This is a genomic window from Oryzobacter faecalis (assembly GCF_046764005.1).
Classification (GTDB): Bacteria; Actinomycetota; Actinomycetes; order Actinomycetales; family Dermatophilaceae; genus Oryzobacter; species Oryzobacter faecalis.
The window spans coordinates 132067-150440 of the sequence record NZ_JBKOFW010000002.1 but is presented as its reverse complement, the minus strand read 5'-3'; the positions used below and the strand labels follow the sequence as shown (position 1 = coordinate 150440).

At 74.7% G+C, this 18374-nt stretch carries 17 protein-coding genes; 12 read left to right on the top strand and 5 right to left on the bottom strand.

Annotated elements, in window-relative coordinates; all coding sequences use genetic code 11:
* Window positions 1-1137 carry a carbohydrate kinase family protein gene (locus ACK8HX_RS04610; protein WP_411939489.1) on the bottom strand — a complete coding sequence of 379 codons (1137 nt, stop codon included), beginning with the start codon at window positions 1135-1137 and terminating at the stop codon, window positions 1-3.
* Between the two features lie 125 nt (window positions 1138-1262).
* Here ACK8HX_RS04610 and ACK8HX_RS04605 point away from each other — a divergent pair, with 125 nt between their 5' ends.
* The 6 genes from ACK8HX_RS04605 (at window position 1263) to ACK8HX_RS04580 (ending at window position 9120) form a co-directional block, all read left to right on the top strand.
* Entirely contained in the window at window positions 1263-2615 is a 1353-nt protein-coding gene (locus ACK8HX_RS04605; RefSeq protein WP_411939488.1) for a 6-phospho-beta-glucosidase, read from the top strand.
* 133 nt (window positions 2616-2748) lie between these two features.
* Window positions 2749-4032, top strand: a complete 1284-nt coding sequence (locus ACK8HX_RS04600; RefSeq protein WP_411939487.1) for a GAF domain-containing protein — start codon at window positions 2749-2751, stop codon at window positions 4030-4032.
* Between the two features lie 292 nt (window positions 4033-4324).
* The gene (adh, locus tag ACK8HX_RS04595) at window positions 4325-5848 is read left to right on the top strand and encodes an aldehyde dehydrogenase (protein ID WP_411939486.1); all 1524 of its coding nucleotides are present in this window, start codon (window positions 4325-4327) and stop codon (window positions 5846-5848) included.
* A gap of 4 nt (window positions 5849-5852) precedes the next feature.
* Window positions 5853-6236: a DUF779 domain-containing protein gene (locus ACK8HX_RS04590; RefSeq protein ID WP_411939485.1), complete on the top strand. Its 384-nt coding sequence runs from the start codon at window positions 5853-5855 to the stop codon at window positions 6234-6236.
* 98 nt (window positions 6237-6334) lie between these two features.
* Entirely contained in the window at window positions 6335-7243 is a 909-nt protein-coding gene (locus tag ACK8HX_RS04585; protein ID WP_411939484.1) for a hypothetical protein, read from the top strand.
* Window positions 7244-7254: 11 nt separating this feature from the next.
* Window positions 7255-9120 carry an RNA polymerase sigma factor gene (locus ACK8HX_RS04580; RefSeq protein WP_411939483.1) on the top strand — a complete coding sequence of 622 codons (1866 nt, stop codon included), beginning with the start codon at window positions 7255-7257 and terminating at the stop codon, window positions 9118-9120.
* A 14-nt stretch (window positions 9121-9134) separates the two neighbouring features.
* Here ACK8HX_RS04580 and ACK8HX_RS04575 read toward each other — a convergent pair whose 3' ends face one another.
* Both ACK8HX_RS04575 and ACK8HX_RS04570 read right to left on the bottom strand, forming a co-directional pair.
* Window positions 9135-10478: a serine hydrolase domain-containing protein gene (locus ACK8HX_RS04575; RefSeq protein WP_411939482.1), complete on the bottom strand. Its 1344-nt coding sequence runs from the start codon at window positions 10476-10478 to the stop codon at window positions 9135-9137.
* A gap of 82 nt (window positions 10479-10560) precedes the next feature.
* Window positions 10561-11391, bottom strand: coding sequence for a sigma-70 family RNA polymerase sigma factor (locus ACK8HX_RS04570; RefSeq protein WP_411939481.1), 831 nt, complete (start codon window positions 11389-11391; stop codon window positions 10561-10563).
* A gap of 250 nt (window positions 11392-11641) precedes the next feature.
* Here ACK8HX_RS04570 and ACK8HX_RS04565 point away from each other — a divergent pair, with 250 nt between their 5' ends.
* The 5 genes from ACK8HX_RS04565 to ACK8HX_RS04545 all read left to right on the top strand — a co-directional run bounded on the left by ACK8HX_RS04565 (window position 11642) and on the right by ACK8HX_RS04545 (window position 15597).
* Window positions 11642-11944 (top strand): hypothetical protein, encoded by a 303-nt coding sequence (locus ACK8HX_RS04565; protein WP_411939480.1) that lies wholly within the window; start codon window positions 11642-11644, stop codon window positions 11942-11944.
* A gap of 118 nt (window positions 11945-12062) precedes the next feature.
* The gene (locus tag ACK8HX_RS04560) at window positions 12063-12845 is read left to right on the top strand and encodes a GAF and ANTAR domain-containing protein (protein WP_411939479.1); all 783 of its coding nucleotides are present in this window, start codon (window positions 12063-12065) and stop codon (window positions 12843-12845) included.
* A 116-nt stretch (window positions 12846-12961) separates the two neighbouring features.
* On the top strand, window positions 12962-13321 hold the full coding sequence (locus ACK8HX_RS04555; protein ID WP_411939478.1) for a YciI family protein: 360 nt from the start codon (window positions 12962-12964) through the stop codon (window positions 13319-13321).
* 7 nt (window positions 13322-13328) lie between these two features.
* Window positions 13329-14543 (top strand): RNA polymerase sigma factor, encoded by a 1215-nt coding sequence (locus ACK8HX_RS04550; protein WP_411939477.1) that lies wholly within the window; start codon window positions 13329-13331, stop codon window positions 14541-14543.
* A gap of 112 nt (window positions 14544-14655) precedes the next feature.
* Window positions 14656-15597: a DUF808 domain-containing protein gene (locus ACK8HX_RS04545; protein WP_411939476.1), complete on the top strand. Its 942-nt coding sequence runs from the start codon at window positions 14656-14658 to the stop codon at window positions 15595-15597.
* A 54-nt stretch (window positions 15598-15651) separates the two neighbouring features.
* Here ACK8HX_RS04545 and ACK8HX_RS04540 read toward each other — a convergent pair whose 3' ends face one another.
* Window positions 15652-16308 carry a TVP38/TMEM64 family protein gene (locus ACK8HX_RS04540; protein WP_411939475.1) on the bottom strand — a complete coding sequence of 219 codons (657 nt, stop codon included), beginning with the start codon at window positions 16306-16308 and terminating at the stop codon, window positions 15652-15654.
* Window positions 16305-17768, bottom strand: coding sequence for an MFS transporter (locus ACK8HX_RS04535; protein ID WP_411939474.1), 1464 nt, complete (start codon window positions 17766-17768; stop codon window positions 16305-16307). Before ACK8HX_RS04535 ends, ACK8HX_RS04540 begins: the two co-directional genes overlap by 4 nt.
* A gap of 157 nt (window positions 17769-17925) precedes the next feature.
* Between ACK8HX_RS04535 and ACK8HX_RS04530 the strand changes: the two genes are divergently transcribed.
* Window positions 17926-18327 (top strand): tetratricopeptide repeat protein, encoded by a 402-nt coding sequence (locus tag ACK8HX_RS04530; protein WP_411939473.1) that lies wholly within the window; start codon window positions 17926-17928, stop codon window positions 18325-18327.
* The last annotated feature ends 47 nt before the right edge of the window (window positions 18328-18374 follow it).

The following is an 18374-nucleotide window of genomic DNA, read 5'->3' as shown; positions in this document are numbered from 1 at the left end:
TCAGCCTGCGTCGAACCCCTCGACGTCGACGTGGCGGGCGATCGTCGCCGTCGCGCGTCGCCCCAGCCCGGCCGGGACGTCGCGGACGAGGTCGTCGAGGAAGCCGAACCGGCGCCGGATCGAGCGGTGGTAGGCGTCGTCCGTGGTGGCGACCCGCTGGTGCTGCCACCAGTCGGCGATGTCGCCCCAGCCGGGAGCGGCGAGGGAGCCGCCGAAGTGCTGCACCGCGAGGGCGGAGCACAGCGCCGCGAACGACAGCCGCTGGTGGAGGGGCCATCCCGCGAGGGTCCCGACGACGATGGCGGCGCTGAACACGTCACCCGCCCCGGTGGGGTCGAGGGCCTCGACCCGCAGCGCGGGCACGGTGGCCTCCTCACCCGTCGTCGCGTCGATGGCGAGGGCGCCCTCCTCGCCGTTCGTGACGACCGCCAGGGGCACGAGGTCGGCGAGGGCGTAGAGCGCGTCGGCCGGCGACGAGGTGCGGGTGTACGCCATCGCCTCGACGGCGTTGGGGAGGAAGGCGTCGCAGACCGCGAGCTGGTCGAGGACGTCGCGCGGCCAGGCGCCCGAGGGGTCCCAGCCGACGTCGGCGACGACGAGCGATCCCGCGGCCCGTGCCTTCTCGACCCACGTCGGCGCGTCGGTGCCGATGAGCGGCCGGTCCGGGGCGAGCTCGGCCATGACGGCGCGGGCGGACGGCGGCTCGCCGATGAGCTCGGTGGCGTCGAGGGGGGACGGGTGGCCGTGGCTGACCATCCCGCGGTCGCGCGCCACGGCCAGCGAGACGGTGACGGGCGAGTGCCAGCCGGTGAAGCGTCGGGAGCGGGAGAGGTCGACGTGCTCCTCGTCGGCGAGGGTCTCCCAGCAGAAGTCGCCGTACGCGTCGTCACCGAACGCCGCGGCGAGGGAGGTCCGCAGGCCGAGGCGGCGGGCGGCCACGGCGAGGTTGGCGATGCCGCCCGGGCACGAGCCCATTCCCTCGGCCCAGACCTCCTGGCCGCCGTCGGGGAGCCGGTCGAGCCCCGTGAGGATGATGTCGAGGAAGACCGTGCCCCAGACGAACAGGTCGAGGTCGGGGTCGCCGTCGTGCCGGACGTCGGCGAGTGGGTCGAAGGCCTGGCCGGGCACCGTCCTCACCTCCGTCGTCGGTCGGCGTCTGCCACAGCATGCCCTGTGGGCGGGGCGTCCGTCACCGGTCCGCGGCTACGCTGGCGAGCCATGGAGGTCGTTGCCGCGGTGGTGCCGACGGTGGGTCGCCGCCGATGAGGCTGGCGATCCTGGGCGGCGGCGGCTTCCGGACCCCCCTCGTGTACGGCGCCCTGCTCGGTGACACCCACGAGCGACGCGTCGACGAGGTGCGGCTGCACGACGTCGATGCCGCCCGGCTCGCCGCCATCGAGCGGGTCCTGGCCGACCAGGCTGCGGGACAGCCGGATCCGCCGCGGGTCGTGGCCACGTCCTCCCTCGACGAGGCGCTCGACGGCGCCGACTTCGTCTTCAGCGCGATCCGTGTCGGGGGGCTCGAGGGGAGGACGGCCGACGAGCGGGTGGCCCTCGACCTCGGGCTCCTCGGCCAGGAGACGACCGGGCCCGGCGGCCTGTCGTTCGGGCTGCGCACCGTGCCCGTCGCGGTCCGGGTCGCCGAGCGGGTCCGGGCACTGGCCCCGCACGCGTGGGTCATCAACTTCACCAACCCGGCCGGGATGATCACCGAGGCGATGCAGGGGGTCCTCGGCAACCGCGTCGTGGGTATCTGCGACAGCCCGACAGCCTTGGCGCGCAGGGCTGCCCGTTCGTTGGGGCTCGACCCCGCCGACACCACCGTCGACTATGCGGGCCTGAACCACCTCGGGTGGCTCCAGGGCCTGCACCACGAGGGGCGCGACGTCCTCCCCGACCTCCTCGCCGACGACCTGCTGCTCGGGTCGATGGAGGAGGCGCACCTCCTCGGCGCCGACTGGGTGCGGACCCTGGGGGCCATCCCGAACGAGTACCTCTACTACTACTACTTCACGCGCGACGCGGTCCGCTCGGCCACGGCCGCCCCCCGGACCCGCGGCGAGTACCTCCTCGCCCAGCAGCGCGACTTCTACCAGCGGGTCACCGCCGTGGAGCACCCCTTCGGCGAGTGGGACCGGGTCCGGCTCCAGCGCAACGCCACCTACATGGCCGAGGCGCGGGGCGATGAGGAGCGCCCCGAGGAGGACGTCGAGGGCGGCGGCTACGAGGGCGTCGCGCTCGCCCTCATGGCGGCCATCGCCCGCGGGGAGCCGGCCACGCTGGTCCTCGACGTGCGCAACGGCGGCGTGCTGCCCGGGCTCCCGGACGACGCGGTCGTCGAGGTCCCCTGCGCCGTCGACGCCGGTGGCCCGAGGCCGCTGCCGGTCACGCCGCTCACGGGCCACCGGCTCGGGCTCGTCCAGCAGGTCAAGGCCGTCGAGCGGCTCGTCATCGAGGCCGCCCTCACCGGCTCGCCGGACCGGGCCGTCGAGGCGTTCGCGCTGCACCCGCTCGTCGACTCGGTCACCGTCGCCCGCGAGCTGCTCGCCGGCTACCGGGCCCACATCCCCGAGGTCGACGCCGTCTTCCGGGGTCGAGTGGCCGCGACACGCTGATGGAGCGGCCGCCGCATCAGCGTGTCGTGGCCACTCGACCGGGCTAACCACTCGGCGTGCGGACGCGACCGCTGGGCGCCGCGCAGCGAACGGCGCCTTGCGTGAGGGCGCCGACCTCCGTCTACTGGTCCGCATGACCGGCGGCGCATCGGGACGCCCGGACCCGCGCGCCGGGCACCGGGACCACGCGCACGCCGCCCGGTCGGCGACGGCCACGACGTCGGTGACGGGGGGCGGCATCCGCTCGGTCGTCGCGGAGTCGTGGCTGCGGTCCTCGGCCGCCGGCGTCGACCCCGAAGGCCACCTGGCCCCCGTTGCCCTCGACCGCGCGCACCTCGTCGACTACCGCGCGGCGCACGCCCTGTCGCACGTCTTCCCGCTCCTCTACGACGTCCTCGGCCGAGCCGCCGTCGACTGCGACTCGGTCATGGCCGTGGGTGACGCCGAGGGTCACCTCCTCTGGGTCTGTGGCCCGCCGAGCGTGCTGCGCAGGGCCGAGTCGATCAACTTCGTCGAGGGGTCGGTGTGGAGCGAGCCCGGCGCCGGCACGAACGCCCCGGGGATGGCGCTGCACCTCGACGAGCCGGTCGCCGTGCGCGCGACCGAGCACTACAACCGGCTCGTCCACCCGTGGAGCTGCGCCGCCGCGCCGATCCACGACCCGACGACCTCGCGCGTCCTGGGCGTCGTCGACATCACCGGCGGCCCGGACGTGTCCTCGCCGCAGAGCCTGGCGATGATCCGCGCGGCCGCCCGGATGGCCGAGTCCGAGCTCGCGCGGCTCGCCCTCACCGGCACGACCCTGGCGGCGCCCGGCTCCACCGACCTCCCCGACGCCACCGGGGTGCTCCGCGTGCGCGGGCTGGGGCTGCCGGAGGCCGTGGCGGAGGTCGGGGGCCGCACCCACCGGCTGAGCCGCCGGCACAGCGAGATCCTCGTCGCGCTGCTCGAGCAGCCGTCCGGCCTCACGGCGGAGGAGCTGGAGGCGCGCGTCTATCCCGGGCGGGTCAACGCCTCGACCCTGCGGGCCGAGATGACGCGGCTGCGCACCCTCCTCGGGCCGGACGTCCTCGCGTCGCGCCCCTACCGCGTCGTCGCCGAGACCGAGTCCGACTGGCGCAGCGTCGCCGCGCACATCGCCACCGGGCGGGTGCGTGAGGCGCTCCAGGCGTACAAGGGTCCGCTCCTGCCCGGCTCGGAGGCGCCGGAGGTCGTCGAGCTCCGCGACGTCCTCGAGGCGCAGGTGCGGACGGCCGTCCTCCGCTCGGGGGAGGGTGACCTCATGGTCGGCTGGACCCGCTCGCGCTGGGGCGCAACCGATCTGGAGATGTGGGAGCGGCAGGCCGAGGTGCTCCCTCCCACCTCACCGCTGAGGCAGGTCGCGGAGGCCGAGGTCGCCCGCCTCCTCGGTCCCTGACCCGCGGTCATCGGTCAGACGCCGCTCCTGCCGTCGGCGGACCCTCCGCCGAGCCCACCCCCGGCAGGCGCCGTCCATGGCATTGGAACCTTCGGTGAGGCACCCCGAAGTTCGGGGTGCCTCACCGAAGGTTCCGGCATCAGGCGGGAAAGTTGGGACTCGGGCGAGGGCGCGGGGGGGGGGCTCGAGGGTGGGGTCCGGGTGGCGGTGCAGCGTCGTTGCAGCGTGGCGCTGCCTACGGTCTCCGGCAACCGTCACGCAGGCGGATCGCACGAGATCAAGGGAGATCGCGATGACCGTGTACGCACGCCCCGGTTCCGAGGGCAGCAACGTCACCGTCAAGGACCGCTACGACAACTGGATCGGCGGCCAGTGGGTGGCCCCGGTGCAGGGGCGCTACTTCGAGAACGTCACGCCGGTGACCGGGCAGGTGTTCACCGAGATCGCCCGCGGCACGGCGGAGGACATCGAGCTCGCCCTCGACGCCGCCCACGGCGCGGCCGACGCATGGGGCCGCACGAGCGTGGCCGAGCGCAGCAACGTCCTGCTGAGGATCGCCGACCGCATGGAGGCCAACCTCGAGGACCTCGCGGTGGCCGAGACCTGGGACAACGGCAAGCCGGTCCGCGAGACGATCGCCGCCGACCTCGCCCTCGCCGTCGACCACTTCCGCTACTTCGCCGGCGCCATCCGCGCGCAGGAGGGCTCGATCGGCGAGATCGACGGCGACACCGTGGCGTACCACATCCACGAGCCGCTGGGCGTCGTCGGCCAGATCATCCCCTGGAACTTCCCGCTCCTCATGGCCACCTGGAAGCTCGCCCCCGCGATCGCCGCCGGCAACTGCGTCGTCCTCAAGCCGGCCGAGCAGACGCCCTGGTCGATCCTCAAGTGGATCGAGCTCGTCGGCGACCTGCTGCCCGACGGCGTCCTCAACATCGTCAACGGCTTCGGCGTCGAGGCGGGCAAGCCGCTCGCGAGCAGCCCGCGGATCGCGAAGATCGCCTTCACCGGCGAGACGACCACGGGACGGCTGATCATGCAGTACGCCAGCCAGAACCTCATCCCGGTCACCCTCGAGCTCGGCGGCAAGAGCCCGAACATCTTCTTCGAGGACGTCGCGAGCGAGCGGGACGCGTTCTACGACAAGGCTCTCGAGGGCTTCACGATGTTCGCGCTCAACCAGGGGGAGGTGTGCACCTGCCCCAGCCGCGCCCTCATCCAGGACTCGATCTACGACGGGTTCATCGGGGACGCCGTGGCCCGCGTCGAGCGGATCGTCCAGGGCGACCCGCTCGACACCGCGACGATGATCGGCGCGCAGGCGAGCAACGACCAGCTCGAGAAGATCCTCAGCTACATCGACATCGGCAAGCAGGAGGGCGCGAAGGTCCTCACCGGCGGGGCGCGCGCCGACCTCGGCGGTGACCTCAGCGGCGGCTTCTACGTGCAGCCCACCGTCTTCGAGGGCGACAACGGCATGCGGATCTTCCAGGAGGAGATCTTCGGCCCGGTGGTCTCGGTCACCCGGTTCAGCGACGAGGCGGACGCCCTCAAGCTCGCCAACGACACCCTCTACGGGCTCGGCGCCGGGGTGTGGAGCCGCGACGGCAACCGCGCCTACCGGGCCGGCCGCGAGATCAAGGCCGGCCGCGTGTGGACGAACAACTACCACGCGTACCCGGCGCACGCGGCCTTCGGCGGCTACAAGCAGAGCGGCATCGGGCGCGAGACCCACAAGATGATGCTCGACCACTACCAGCAGACGAAGAACCTCCTCGTCAGCTACAGCCCGAACGCCCTCGGCTTCTTCTAGGCCGGTGGACACCACCACCCGCGTCGACGTCACCGGTGAGGCGGCGGCCCTCGTCCGCCGCCTCACCGGGGTCCACGGGCCGCTGATGTTCCACCAGTCCGGTGGCTGCTGCGACGGGTCGGCCCCGATGTGCTACCCGGACGGTGACTTCGTCATCAGCGAGGCCGACGTCCACCTCGGCGACCTCGACGTCGGCCTCGAACGCCACGTCCCGATGTACATGTCGCTCAGCCAGTTCCGGTACTGGCGGTACACGCACCTGACGGTCGACGTCGTGCCCGGACGCGGCGCCGGCTTCTCGGTGGGGGCGCCCGAAGGGGTGCGCTTCCTCATCCGCAGCAGGATGCTCACCGAGGTCGAGCTGGCGGTGCTGGAACCGGACGACTGACCGCCCCCTCCGACCCGGTGGGCGGCGTGGAGCAAGCCCCCGCGCCGCCCACCGCGCACCGTCTAGGCTCGCGGCGGAGCACGATCGAGGAGGACGAGATGTCGGCACCCCCCGGGTGGCACCTGCAGGACGACGGGCGCGAGCGGTACTGGGACGGCCAGCAGTGGACCGAGCAGTTCCGCGCCCCGGCGGGGACCGACCCGACCGCGCCGCCACCGCCGCCCTCGTGGGCGGGCGGTGACGGCACCTCCTCGCCGAGCGACACCCAGGCGATGGACGTCGGGAGCACGCAGCAGCTGCCCACCGTGCCGCCCGCCGCGGCGGAGACCCCCGCGGCCGTTCCCTACGGCACACCGGACCCGTCGGCGTACCCTGCCGCCCACCCGCCCGCCGGGACGACGCAGACCGGCTACGGCTCGCCCGGCTACGGCGGTGGCGCCTACGGCGGAGGCGGCTACGGCGCGACCGGCGACACCGGCTGGCAGCCGCCCCAGAAGTCCGGCGGCAGCGGCCTGCTCAAGGGCTGCCTCATCGCGGTCGTCGTGGGGATCGTCGTCCTCGTCGGCGTCGTGCTCGCGGGGATCTTCTTCTTCAACCGTGCCGTCGAGGACGTCCGCGACACCTTCCCGACGACCTTCCCCTCCGACCTGCCGACGACCTTCCCGTCCGACCTGCCCACCGAGGGGCTCGGCCGGACGTTCGAGATCACCGTCGGGCAGGGCTTCGAGGTGCCCCGCGCGAGGATCCAGGACGGCTGGGCGCTGGACGAGCAGGGCGCCCTCGGTGTCGACGCCGTCCAGGTGCGCGACATGAGGGCCGAGATCAGTGACGGCGACGTCCCGGTCTTCTTCACGATGTCCTTCCCCACGGCCGACGGCGGTACCGCCGAGACGGTCTGCACCTCGCAGTCGGCCGAGGCCGGCGGAGGAACCGTCGACGTCCAGTGCGTGCCGATCTTCGGCGACGTCGGCGACGCCCGTCAGGGCACGGTCACGACGGCCTTCTGACGCGGACGACCGTGCGCGACCGACCGGGCCCGGAGGGTGGGGTCGTCGCGGGCGGCGAGAGCCTCGCCGACTTCGTCCGGAGCCGGTGGGGTGACCTCGAGCCGGTGGCCCAGCTCGTCCTCCTCGACCCTGGGCTGGCCCGAGACGTCACGACGACGGCCCTGGCCCGGCTCGCCCGCGAGTGGTCCGGCGTGAGCGAGGAGGGCCGGCCGGTCGAGGAGGCGCGGCGGCTCGTCCTCCGGTCCGCTCTCGACCGCGCGGGACCCAGGACGACGGATCCCCCGGACGAGGACGTCGCCGCCGACCCCGTCCGAGCCGCGCTCGTCGAGCACCTGCGCGCCCTCGACCCGCTCGCCCGTGCGCTCGTCGCGACCGCCCACGTCTGGGCGGTCGACGCCCCGGAGGCGGCCCGCCTCCTCGGCCGGTCCTCCGCCGGCCTCGTCGCCTCCGGCGTCGACGTGCGCCGGGGGCTCGAGGACGCCCACACGGCCGCCCGCGCCGCGGCCGGTGAGGAGCCCGCCCCGTGGGCCTTCGACCACGACCTCGGGGCGGCCCTCGACCTGCTCCTCGGGGACCTCGCCCCGCTCGGGGCGCCACCGGACCCGGTCGAGCTCGTGGAGCGCCGGTCAGGGCGGGTACGACGCCGCGGCCTCCTCGTGGGCGGTGCGGTCGTGCTCGGCGGCGCCGGTGTCGCCGCGGCCCTCGGGCTGCGCGGCGGCGACCCGTCGGCGCCGACCGCGCCGCCGCTCCCGGCCGCCACGGACCGGGCCTGGTACCTCACGTCGCGGTGGCCGGTCCGGGGTCCGCTCGCGACCGACCCGGGGCTGCGGGCCTTCCGGTCGCGGCGGCTGGAGCCGACCGACCGCATCCTCTGGGTCGGTGACGTGGGCACGCGCCGCGTCCTCGTGGGATGGACCACGACGGCCTCCGACGACGGCCGCTCCGACAGCTCGCTGCGCCTCTTCACGGGGCCCACGGGTGCCGATCCCACGAGCCTCGACGAGGTGACGCCGGAGTGGAGCCACGTCGACTCCCCGAACGCGGTCGTCGTCGCCGTGCCCGACGGCCCCGAGGTCTCCGTCCCGCGCACGATCCTCGTCGTGCTGGCGATGCCCACCGAGACGACGGCGCGGTTCTCGCGCGTCGTGCGGCCCCTGCCGTCCGGGGAGCTGGGGCGCTCCTGGGTGGACCTGCCGCTGCGTGGCGGCGTCTCCGCCTCCCTCGTCGGCGGCTGGTCGCCGGCCCTACGGGTGCGCCTCGGGTTGTTCGACGGACCCCCGGTCTCCCCCTTCTCGCCGTTCGGGGGCCTCGACGTCGAGAACCTCGACCCCGCGGACGCCGTCGACCGGATCGAGCGGTTCGTGTCGTCCGCGACGGGGATCCCCGAGAGCGCCCTGCGCTCCGAGGTCGTCTCGGACGACCCCCTGCCCGCGGGACTCTTCGACGACCCGGCGGGGACGGACCGGGGCGCGGGCGCCCGGCTGCGGCGCTACCTGACGACCACGCCCGACGGCGCGGTGCTGCGCTCCGCCCTCTACCTCGAGTCCGGGAGGGGCCAGGTCGTGACCATCGAGGTCGCGATGCTCGTCCCCGCCGGCCACGCCGACCGGCCCAGCATGGCGTGGGCCACGGAGGTCGCCCCGGGACGGCCCCGGTTCGTCGTCCTCCACCAGGTCGCGGCCACGGTCCAGCTGGTCACCACCGACGGTGCGGTGCGGTCCGCCGTCGTGTCGACGGGTGGGCGCCGTGCGACCGTGCTCGACGTCCGGCTCACCGCCGAACCGCTGGGCGACTTCCTCGTCGTCCTCAGGGACGGGCGCGGACGGGAGGTCTTCCGTGGCCCGCCCGTCGAGGGACGGTGGCTGCTCGACGGTTGAGCCGCCCGCGGGCGTCACCCCTCCTTGAACGCCGCGACGAGGTCGCCGACGAGCCGTTCGGTGCGCAGGTCGGTCTCCTCCGGGGTGAACCCGAGCCGCACGACGACGAGCCGCTCCGACGGGACGACGTAGAGGCGCTGGCCGTCGTGGCCCTGGGCCCAGTAGGCGTCGGCGGGCAGCGCCGGGTCGAGCACCGACCCGTCGGCCTTCGTGTTGGTCCACCAGCCGGCGGCGTAGCCCTCCTCCTCGCTCCGGGCGACCGTCGTCGGGGTCGTCGACTGCGCCATCCAGCCCTCGGGGAGGAGGCGGTCACCGGCCCACTCGCCGTCCTGGAGGGCGAACTGCCCGATCGCGGCCCACTCGCGCGGGGTCGCCCACAGGTACGAGCTGCACACCGGCGTGCCGACGGCGTCGACCTCCCACGTGGCCGAGGTCAGCCCGAGCGGGGTGAAGAGGTCGCGGCGCGGGAAGTCGGAGTCGGCGACGTCGGTGAGGTCGGACAGCACGCCGCACAGGATGTTCGTGGACCCGCTCGAGTACTGCTGGTAGGTGCCGGGGCGGTGCGCCAGCGGCTGCTTCGCCGCGTAGCCCGCCATGTCCTCCTCGGCGTAGAGCATCTGGGTGATCGGCGTGCCCAGGGCGTAGGTCTCGTCCCAGGTGAGGCCGCTCGTCATCCGCATCAGCTGGTCGACGGTGATGGTGCGGCGCTCGTCGGTCCAGTCCTCCCGCAGCCCGGACTCGTCGACGGCGACCCGGCCGTCGAGCGCGTACCGCCCCACGAGGAGGTTGGTCACCGACTTGGCCATCGACCACCCGAGCTGCGGCGTGCCGACGGAGAAGCCCGGCGCGTAGCGCTCGCCGACGAGCTGCCCGTCGCGGACCACGACGACCGCGCGGGTCCCGAGGGAGTCCTTGCGGGCGTTGGTGAGGTCGTCGCCGAAGGCGCGGGCGATGGCCTCGGTGACCTGCGGCGTCATCTCGGGGCGGACGGCGGCCGAGAACGGGTTGAGGTCGCCCTCGACCTTCGTCGCGGCGGTCAGGCTGGGGCGCTCGGCGGCGACCGTGCAGCCGAACCCCTTGGTGTACCAGGCCTTCTGGGTCGCCAGCGAGAGGAGGACCTGCGAGGTCGCCGACCGACCGGCCTCGTTGACGTAGCCGGTGAGGTACGGCACGAGCGGGTTGGGGGGCAGGTCGGTGTCGGGGTCGTCGCGCCCGGCCACCATGGTCACCGCGCAGGCGTTGTGCGCGGCGTACCCCGTGCCCGTGAGGAGCAGCGGCTTCGCGTAGAAGTACCCCCCGATGCCGGCCGCGATGACGAGGACGAGCAGCACCGCCACGACGCGGAGGAACACACGCATGGGCGGGACGGTACCGCGCGCACCCGCTCCCCGCCCACGGCTCGCGGACAACCGGCCCCCACCGGTCCGGCCGGTCCCGTGACTACGCGGCGGACCCGTCGACGTCCGGTTCGAGGCCGTCCTCGAGGTCGCCGCGCAGGCGGTCCAGGACCGCTCGCAGGATCCGTGACACCTGCATCTGGCTGACCCCGATGCGCTCGGCGATCTCGCTCTGGGTCAGCTCGTCGACGAAGCGCAGGCGCAGGACCAGGCGCTGGCGTTCGGGCAGCACGGCGACCGCCCGGCGCAGCGCGTCGCGGGTGACCAGGGCCGATGCCGGGCAGTCGACGACGAGGAGGAGGTCCGCGAGGCTCGAGCCGCCCTCGGAGGCGTCGTCCAGGGACGTCGCGTGGTAGGCCGCAGCCCCCCGGCGGGCGTCGATGACCTCGGCGACGGTGACCCCGAGGCTGTCGGCGAGCTCGTCGTCGAGGGGCGCGCGCCCCAGCCGGTGCTGGAGCCGCTCCTCCTCCACGACGAGGAGGGCTCGCAGCTCCTGCACGCGGCGCGGGGGACGGACCGCCCAGCCGTGGTCGCGGAACCACCGCTTGAGCTCGCCGGTGATCGTCGGGGTCGCGAAGGCTGCGAACCCCGGTCCGGCGCCGGGGCGGTATCGGTGGGCGGCCTTGACGAGGGCGGTACGCGCGACCTGGACGAGGTCGTCGGTCTCGATGCCGCGGTTGCGGTACCGGCGGGCCGCCGTGTCGGCCAGGGGGACGGCGTTGAGGACGATGCGCTCGAGGAGGGGTGCCCGCCGCGGGTCCGCGGCCGGGAGGGCGGCGAGCTCGACGGCCAGCGGCTCGATGACGGTGTCGAGCTCGTCGGCGACGTGCGCGAAGGCGAGCGTCGGGGTCGGATCGGAACGGGGCTGCGCCATGGACGTCCCTTTCGGACGGGATCGGCGCGCTGTCGGACCGGGTGACCCTCACGGGCTGGCTCGACCGTAGCCGACGCGAAGGGCCGGTTGGGACGCGCGCGACGGGGCGATCCGGGCGGCCTCGGCGCCTGCGGTCGGCCCCACGCCGTCGACCTGCACGTTTGGCCCCCACCGGCGCCGGGTACGTGGGAGAGTCGCGGGCAGGACGGCCGTCACCGGCGGTCGGCCCAGGGGACGAGGAGGTCCGCAGATGGCCCGGACGAGCGACCGACCGCCCCTGAGCGCCCGGCCCACGGTGGGGGCTGCGGTCGTCGCCGGCCCCGACAGCCCCGCCGACCTCGAGTCCGACCTCGCCGCCCTGCGCGCCGCCCTCGCCGACCACCCGTTCCCGACCCAGCAGGACGACCTCCTCGCCCACCTCCTCGGCGGCCGCCGCCCGGTCCGGCTGGCGTGCCGCGTCGCCGCGCTCTCCCGGACCCGCTCGTACGCCTCGGTCGACGAGGTCTGCGCCGAGATCCGGCGCCTCGCCGGTGCCGGAGCGCGTGAGGCCTGACCGGCGACCTCGATCGCGCCCCCAGGGGTCCGCGGTGGGCGTGCGCGCCCCGCCCCGGCCGCCCCGGTGCATACTCGTCGCACCCCCCGGTGTTCGTCCTCGCAGGAGGTCCACGACCGTGCCCGACGCCCTCCCCTCCGACCCCGACGGCCGCACGCCGACGAGCGACGACCTCGTCCGCCTCGCGGAGGCGATGGAGCTCGTCGCCGTCCGGGCCTCCCTCAGCCGTGACGAGCCCCTCACCGCCCTCGTCACCGCGACCGTCGAGCGCCTGCCCGGCGCCGACGCCGCCAGCCTCACCGTGCTGCGCGGCGGGAAGTTCAGCACCGAGGCCTCGACCGGGGAGGACGCCGAGCGCGCCGACGCACTCCAGTACGAGATCGGGTCCGGACCCTGCGTCGACGCCGTCCTCGACGACAACGTCTACGTCACCGACGACGTCGAGCGCGACGAGCGGTGGCCGGAGTGGGGGCACCGCGCGCATGCCGCGACGGGGTTCCGCAGCGTCCTCGCCTACCGGCTGACCCTCCTCGACGACTCCGGCGCCATCGCCTGCCTCAACGTCTTCTCGCGCCGGCGGGCTGCGTTCGGCCGGCGCGACATCGGGACGGGGCTCGTCCTCGCGACGCACGGGTCCCTCCTCGTCACCGCCCTGGTCGCCCGGGACCGCGCCGAGAACCTGCGCCGGGCCCTGGAGTCCAACCGCGAGATCGGCGTCGCGATGGGCATCCTCATGCAGCAGCACCGGCTCACCCGCGAGCAGGCCTTTGACGTCCTGCGCGTGGCGAGCCAGGACGCGAACCGCAAGCTCGTCGAGGTCGCCACGGAGGTCGCCGACACCGGGACGCTGACCATCACCCGCTGGCCCCGCGGGCTCCCCGACGGCCGCCCGCAGGGCTGAGCCCGAAGCCTCCGGAGAACGTTGCGGACCGGCTGTCGCATCCGACCCACCCCGTTCGTGGAGAGGGTGAGGGCGAGGCACCCGGCCGCCGTCCACCACCTGCAAGGAGAGACGTCATGACGCAGTACCTGCTGTCCGTGTGGCACGACAAGGACGCCACCCCCGAGGACATCTACCCCGACGAGGCCGAGCGCGACCAGGCCTACGCCGACACCGGCGCGTTCAACGAGGAGCTGCAGGCCAGCGGCAGCTGGGTCTTCGCCGGCGGCCTGCACAACCCGTCGACCGCCACCGTGGTCGACGGCCAGGGTGACCAGGTCGTCACGACCGACGGGCCCTACAGCGAGGCCAAGGAGCAGATCGGCGGCTTCTGGGTCATCGAGGCCCCCGACCTCGACGCCGCGCTCGAGATCGCGGCCCGCGGGTCGAGGGCCTGCCGCGGCAAGGTCGAGGTCCGGCCCTTCCACGGCGAGTGACCACACCGTGACGGCGGAGGTCGAGGCGGTGTTCCGGGCCGAGTTCGGCCGGGTCGTCGCCTCGCTCACCGCCCGGTTCCGCGACCTCGACCTCGCCGAGGAGATGGCCCAGGAGGCGTTCGTCGAGGCGCTCCGCCGCTGGCCCACCCAGGGTGTCCCGCCGAACCCGGGGGGCTGGCTCACCGTCGTCGCGCGCAACCGCGCCCTCGACCGGCTGCGGCGGGAGTCCACCCGCCGGTCGCGGCACGAGGAGGCCGAGGTGCTCACCGCCCCCGAGGACCCCGGGGCACCCGTCACGTCGGTCGTCGACGAACGGCTCCGGCTCCTGTTCACCTGCTGCCACCCGGCGCTGGCGCCCGAGGCCCGGGTTGCCCTCACCCTCCGCCTGCTCGGCGGGCTCACCGTGCCCGAGGTCGCCGACGCCTTCCTCGTCCCCGAGCGGACGATGGCCCAGCGGATCACCCGCGCCAAGCGCAAGATCGCCGCCGCGAACATCCCCTACCGCGTGCCCCGGGACCACGAGCTGCCCGAGCGGCTCTCCGGCGTCCTCGCCGTCGTCTACCTCGTCTTCACCGAGGGCCACCTCCCGGGCTCGGGCGGGGCCGCCGTGCGCACCGACCTCTGCGACGAGGCCATCCGGCTCGGCCGCGTGCTGCGCGAGCTGATGCCCGACGAGGAGGAGGTCGCCGGGCTCCTCGCGCTCATGCTCCTCACCGACGCCCGCCGCCGCGCCCGCGTGGACGCCGCCGGGGTGCTCGTCACCCTCGACGAGCAGGACCGCTCGCTGTGGGACCGGGAGCGGATCGCCGAGGGGCACGCCCTCGTGCGGGAGTGCTTGCGGCGCAACCGTCCCGGCCACTACCAGCTCCTCGCGGCGGTCAACGCGGTCCACACCGACGCCCCGGCCGCGACCGACACCGCGTGGGACCAGGTGCTCGCCCTCTACGACCGCCTCGTCCTCGCGACCCCCACGCCGGTGGTCGCCCTCAACCGGGCCGTCGCGCTCGCCGAGGTCGCCGGTCCGGAGGCGGCGCTGGCGGAGGTCGAGCGGTTGGCCGGCGCCCTCGACGGCTACCACCCGTTCCACGCGACCCGCGCCGACCTGCTCCGCCGGCTGGGTCGCGCCGACGAGGCCGCGGCCGCCTACGACCGGGCGCGCACCCTCGCCGGCAACCCGGCCGAGATCGCCTTCCTCACCCGCCGGCTCGACTCCCTGACCTGACGCCGCGGGCACGCCGCCGCCCACGAGCGCGTTCCCCGCTAGCGTGAGCACCCACGCCGCTCACCGGGACGCCGACCCCGCGCCCCGCACCCACGACTCCCGGAGGACCTCGATGGCTGGTGGACTCGTCGCCCTCCTCGACGACATCGCCGCGCTCGCGAAGCTGGCGGCCTCGTCGATCGACGACGTCGGCGCCGCGGCGGGCCGGGCGAGCGCCAAGGCCGCCGGGGTCGTCGTCGACGACACGGCCGTCACCCCGCGCTACGTCCAGGGCTTCACCGCCGACCGCGAGCTGCCGATCATCCGCCGCATCGCCGTGGGCTCGCTGCGCAACAAGCTGCTCGTCATCCTCCCGGCCGCGCTCCTGCTCTCGCAGTTCCTGCCGTGGGCGCTCACCCCGATCCTCATGGTCGGTGGCACCTACCTCTGCTACGAGGGCGCCGAGAAGATCTGGGAGAAGGTCTCCGGTCACGAGCACGAGGTGACGCCCGCGGCGGTCGACGACGACGCCGACCACGAGAAGACGATGGTGAGCGGCGCCATCCGCACCGACTTCATCCTCTCCGCCGAGATCATGGTCATCGCGCTCAACGAGGTGGAGGACGAGCCGTTCGTCTCGCGTGCCGTGATCCTCGTCGTCGTCGCCGTCGCGATCACCGTGCTCGTCTACGGGGTGGTGGCGCTCATCGTGAAGATGGACGACATCGGGCTGGCGATGAGCCGGCGCGAGTCCGGCGCGGCCAGGGCGGTCGGGCGCGGCCTCGTCGCGGGGATGCCGAAGCTGCTCGCGTTCCTGTCGACGGTCGGCATCGTCGCGATGCTGTGGGTCGGCGGGCACATCCTCCTCGTCGGGGTCGACGAGCTCGGCTGGCACTGGCTCTACGAGACCGTCCACCACTGGGAGGAGGCCGTGGGGGGCGGCGCGCTCGGCTGGGTCGTCAACACGGCGGCCTCCGCCGTCATCGGGCTGGCCGTCGGGGCGGTCGTCGTCGCGGTGCTCACCGCGGTGAAGAAGGCCCGATCCGGGTCGGACGAGGACGTCGCGGCGCACTGACCGCGGCCCCGCTCCTGCGGGGCCGGACCGGCACGCGGGGGACCGGGAGCGGGCTCACGGGCGCGACCGAGGGGACGGCCGCCGCACCGTGCGGAGCCGTCGGCCCACCAGGGTGGCCACGACGAGCAGGACGACGACCACGGTCACTCCCCAGAGGAGGGCACCGGGCTCGCGGCCGGCGGCGCCACCCACCGTCGCCCAGGCGACCGACCCGGGCACGACGCCGACGATCGTGCCGAGCGCGTAGTCGCGGGTGCGCACGCTGCTCATCCCCGACCCGTAGTTCGTGACGACGAAAGGCGCCACCGGCGTCAGCCGGGCCGCGAGGACGGCGACCAGGCCCCGGTCGCGCAGGAGGCGCTCGACGCGCTCGACCCGGGGTCCGGTGAGGCGCGCGACGGCCTCCCTCCCCACCCGTCGGCCGATCGCGAAGGTGACGGCGGCGCTGAGGACCGAGGCGAGGACGGACAGCGCGATGCCGGCGGCGACCCCGAACAGGGCTCCGGCGATGACAGCGAGCAGACTGCGCGGCACCGGCACGAGGGAGAGGACGACGTGGAGGGCGACGAAGACGAGGGCGCCCCACGGTCCCGCGTCGTCGACGGCCCGGCGGACGACGGACAGGTCCTCGCCGAGGAGCGCCCAGGCGAGGACACCCCCCGCGGCGACCGCCCCGACGAGGAGGACGAGGCGCAGGACGGGGCGGGTCACGAGGCGGCGGGCCCTGGCTGGGGGGCGGCGCCGGCACCGAGCCGCCGCGACCGCACGGCGACGGCGCCGAGGAGGACGACGAGCACCGTCACGAGGGTGAAGCCGAGGACGGGGTCGAGCGGGATCGCGATGCCGATGGCGCCGCCGAGCACCCAGAACGCCTGGAGGATCGTCTCGGCCCAGGAGAAGACCCGGGCGCGGGTGTGCTCGGCGACGTCGCGCTGGATCGTCGCGTCGAGGCACAGCTTGGCGAGCTGGCTGAAGACCCCGGCCACGAGCCCGAGGACGACGAGCGTCCAGATCGAGTACAGGGCCGCCGTGACGGTGCCCGTGGCGATGGCCAGGAGGGCGAGGAGCCCGGCGATGAGCTCGGGTGCCGGGGCGCGGCGCCAGTTGCCCACCACGGAGCCGAGGGCGTTGCCGATGCCGGCGGCACCGGCGACGAGCCCGAGGACCACGGGTCCCTGCCATCCGGGGATCGGGTGCTCGCGCATGAGGAACGCGAGGAAGAGCACGAGGAAGCCGGACAGGACGCGGGCCCCGCAGGTGACCCACAGGACGTAGCGGACCGCTCGTGGCAGGGCCCGCATCCGGCGCACCCCGCGCTCCGGGGAGCCCATTGGCTGGTGGGCGACCGGCGTGCCGTCGACGTCGACCTCCCCCACGGTGGAGTCGACCCGCGGGGGCAGGCGGATGGCGAGCACGGTGGCCGCGACGTAGACGGCGAAGGCGAAGCGGAGCGACCAGTCGGGCCCGATCCGGCTCAGGGCACCGGCGACCCCGCCGCCGATCACCATGCCCACGAGGCCGGCGATGGTGAGGCGCGAGTTGGCGGTGACGAGACCGATCGGGCGTGGCAGCAGCCTGGGGACCGCCGCCGCCCGCGCCACCGCGTACGAGCGGCTGGCGACGAGGCAGCCGAGGGCGGCGGGGAACAGCCAGGCGCTGTCCTCGACGACGGCCGACGCGAGGACCCAGCTGAGGAAGGCCCGGACGGCGAGGGTCGTGCCGAGCGCCCAGCGCCGGCCGTGGCGGAAGCGGTCGAGCAGGGGCCCGACGAGCGGTGCGAGGAGGACGAACGGCGCCATCGTCAGGAGGAGGAAGAGGGCCACGCGGCCGCGGGCCTCGTCGGTGGGGAGGGCGAACACGGTGCCGGCGAGGGAGATCGTCAGGGCGGCGTCCGCAGCGACGTTGACCGTGTGCATCTCGGTGAGCCGGGCCAGCCCGGTGTCGCTCGCGCCGTCGGCGGCGACGAAGGCCCGGAAGCGCCGGGCGGCGAGGCGACCCCCCCGCCCGACCGCCCGCACACCGGCCTGCCCACCGCGTCCGGCCGCTCGTCCGGCAGCCCGTCCGGCCGCGGCAACGCGGGCGCGGGCCTGCCCGCCCGGCTCGGTGGAGGGCGACGCCGAACGACCGCCCGGGTCGCCGGGCGGCTGCTGCTGCGGGTCGTGCTGGCTCATCGCCCTCCGATCTTCTCCCGCCGGACCGGCGCCCGGCGACCACGGCACGCGCGGTCGGTGGTTCGAGGTGGCGCCCGACCCGGATCGGGTCGGACACCACCTCGACCCCTGCTCCGCCGACCGGAACAGGCGGGCGCCGTGTGGCGTTGTGCGGGCCATGACCTCTCCCCAGCCGAGCATGGCGGAGCGCTACGAGCGTGCCCGCGGCCTGTTCGAGCACGGCGAGTACCAGGCGGCCGCCGAGGCGCTGTCGTCGCTCGTCGACGACAGCGCGCTCGAGCCGCCCCTCCACGGCACGACCGAGCTGCGCCTGCTCCTCGCGCGCTCCTACTACCACTCGGCCCAGCTGAACCGGGCCGAGCGGGTGGTCCGCGCGATCCTCGCCGACGTCCCCGACGAGGCCTACGCCAACCTCGTCCTCGGCCGCACCCTCCAGCGCCAGGGACGCCACGCCGAGGCCAGGCCGCACCTCGCGATGGCCGAGCTGCTCGGCGGGTACTCCGGCACCGGGCGGCTCCCGAGCGACGACGAGGACCGCCGCCTCGGCGACGACGGGTGACCGACGACGGGCCCCCGCACCCGGCCGAGGAGGGGGCCGGCTGCCCC

Coding starts and splice junctions, on each gene's coding strand:
- ACK8HX_RS04605 (WP_411939488.1), top strand. CDS start 1,263: ATGAGGCTGGCGATCCTGGGCGGCGGCGGCTTCCGGACCCCCCTCGTG.
- ACK8HX_RS04600 (WP_411939487.1), top strand. CDS start 2,749: ATGACCGGCGGCGCATCGGGACGCCCGGACCCGCGCGCCGGGCACCGG.
- adh (WP_411939486.1), top strand. CDS start 4,325: ATGACCGTGTACGCACGCCCCGGTTCCGAGGGCAGCAACGTCACCGTC.
- ACK8HX_RS04585 (WP_411939484.1), top strand. CDS start 6,335: ATGTCGGCACCCCCCGGGTGGCACCTGCAGGACGACGGGCGCGAGCGG.
- ACK8HX_RS04575 (WP_411939482.1), bottom strand. CDS start 10,478: ATGCGTGTGTTCCTCCGCGTCGTGGCGGTGCTGCTCGTCCTCGTCATC.
- ACK8HX_RS04570 (WP_411939481.1), bottom strand. CDS start 11,391: ATGGCGCAGCCCCGTTCCGATCCGACCCCGACGCTCGCCTTCGCGCAC.
- ACK8HX_RS04565 (WP_411939480.1), top strand. CDS start 11,642: ATGGCCCGGACGAGCGACCGACCGCCCCTGAGCGCCCGGCCCACGGTG.
- ACK8HX_RS04555 (WP_411939478.1), top strand. CDS start 12,962: ATGACGCAGTACCTGCTGTCCGTGTGGCACGACAAGGACGCCACCCCC.
- ACK8HX_RS04545 (WP_411939476.1), top strand. CDS start 14,656: ATGGCTGGTGGACTCGTCGCCCTCCTCGACGACATCGCCGCGCTCGCG.
- ACK8HX_RS04535 (WP_411939474.1), bottom strand. CDS start 17,768: ATGAGCCAGCACGACCCGCAGCAGCAGCCGCCCGGCGACCCGGGCGGT.
- ACK8HX_RS04530 (WP_411939473.1), top strand. CDS start 17,926: ATGACCTCTCCCCAGCCGAGCATGGCGGAGCGCTACGAGCGTGCCCGC.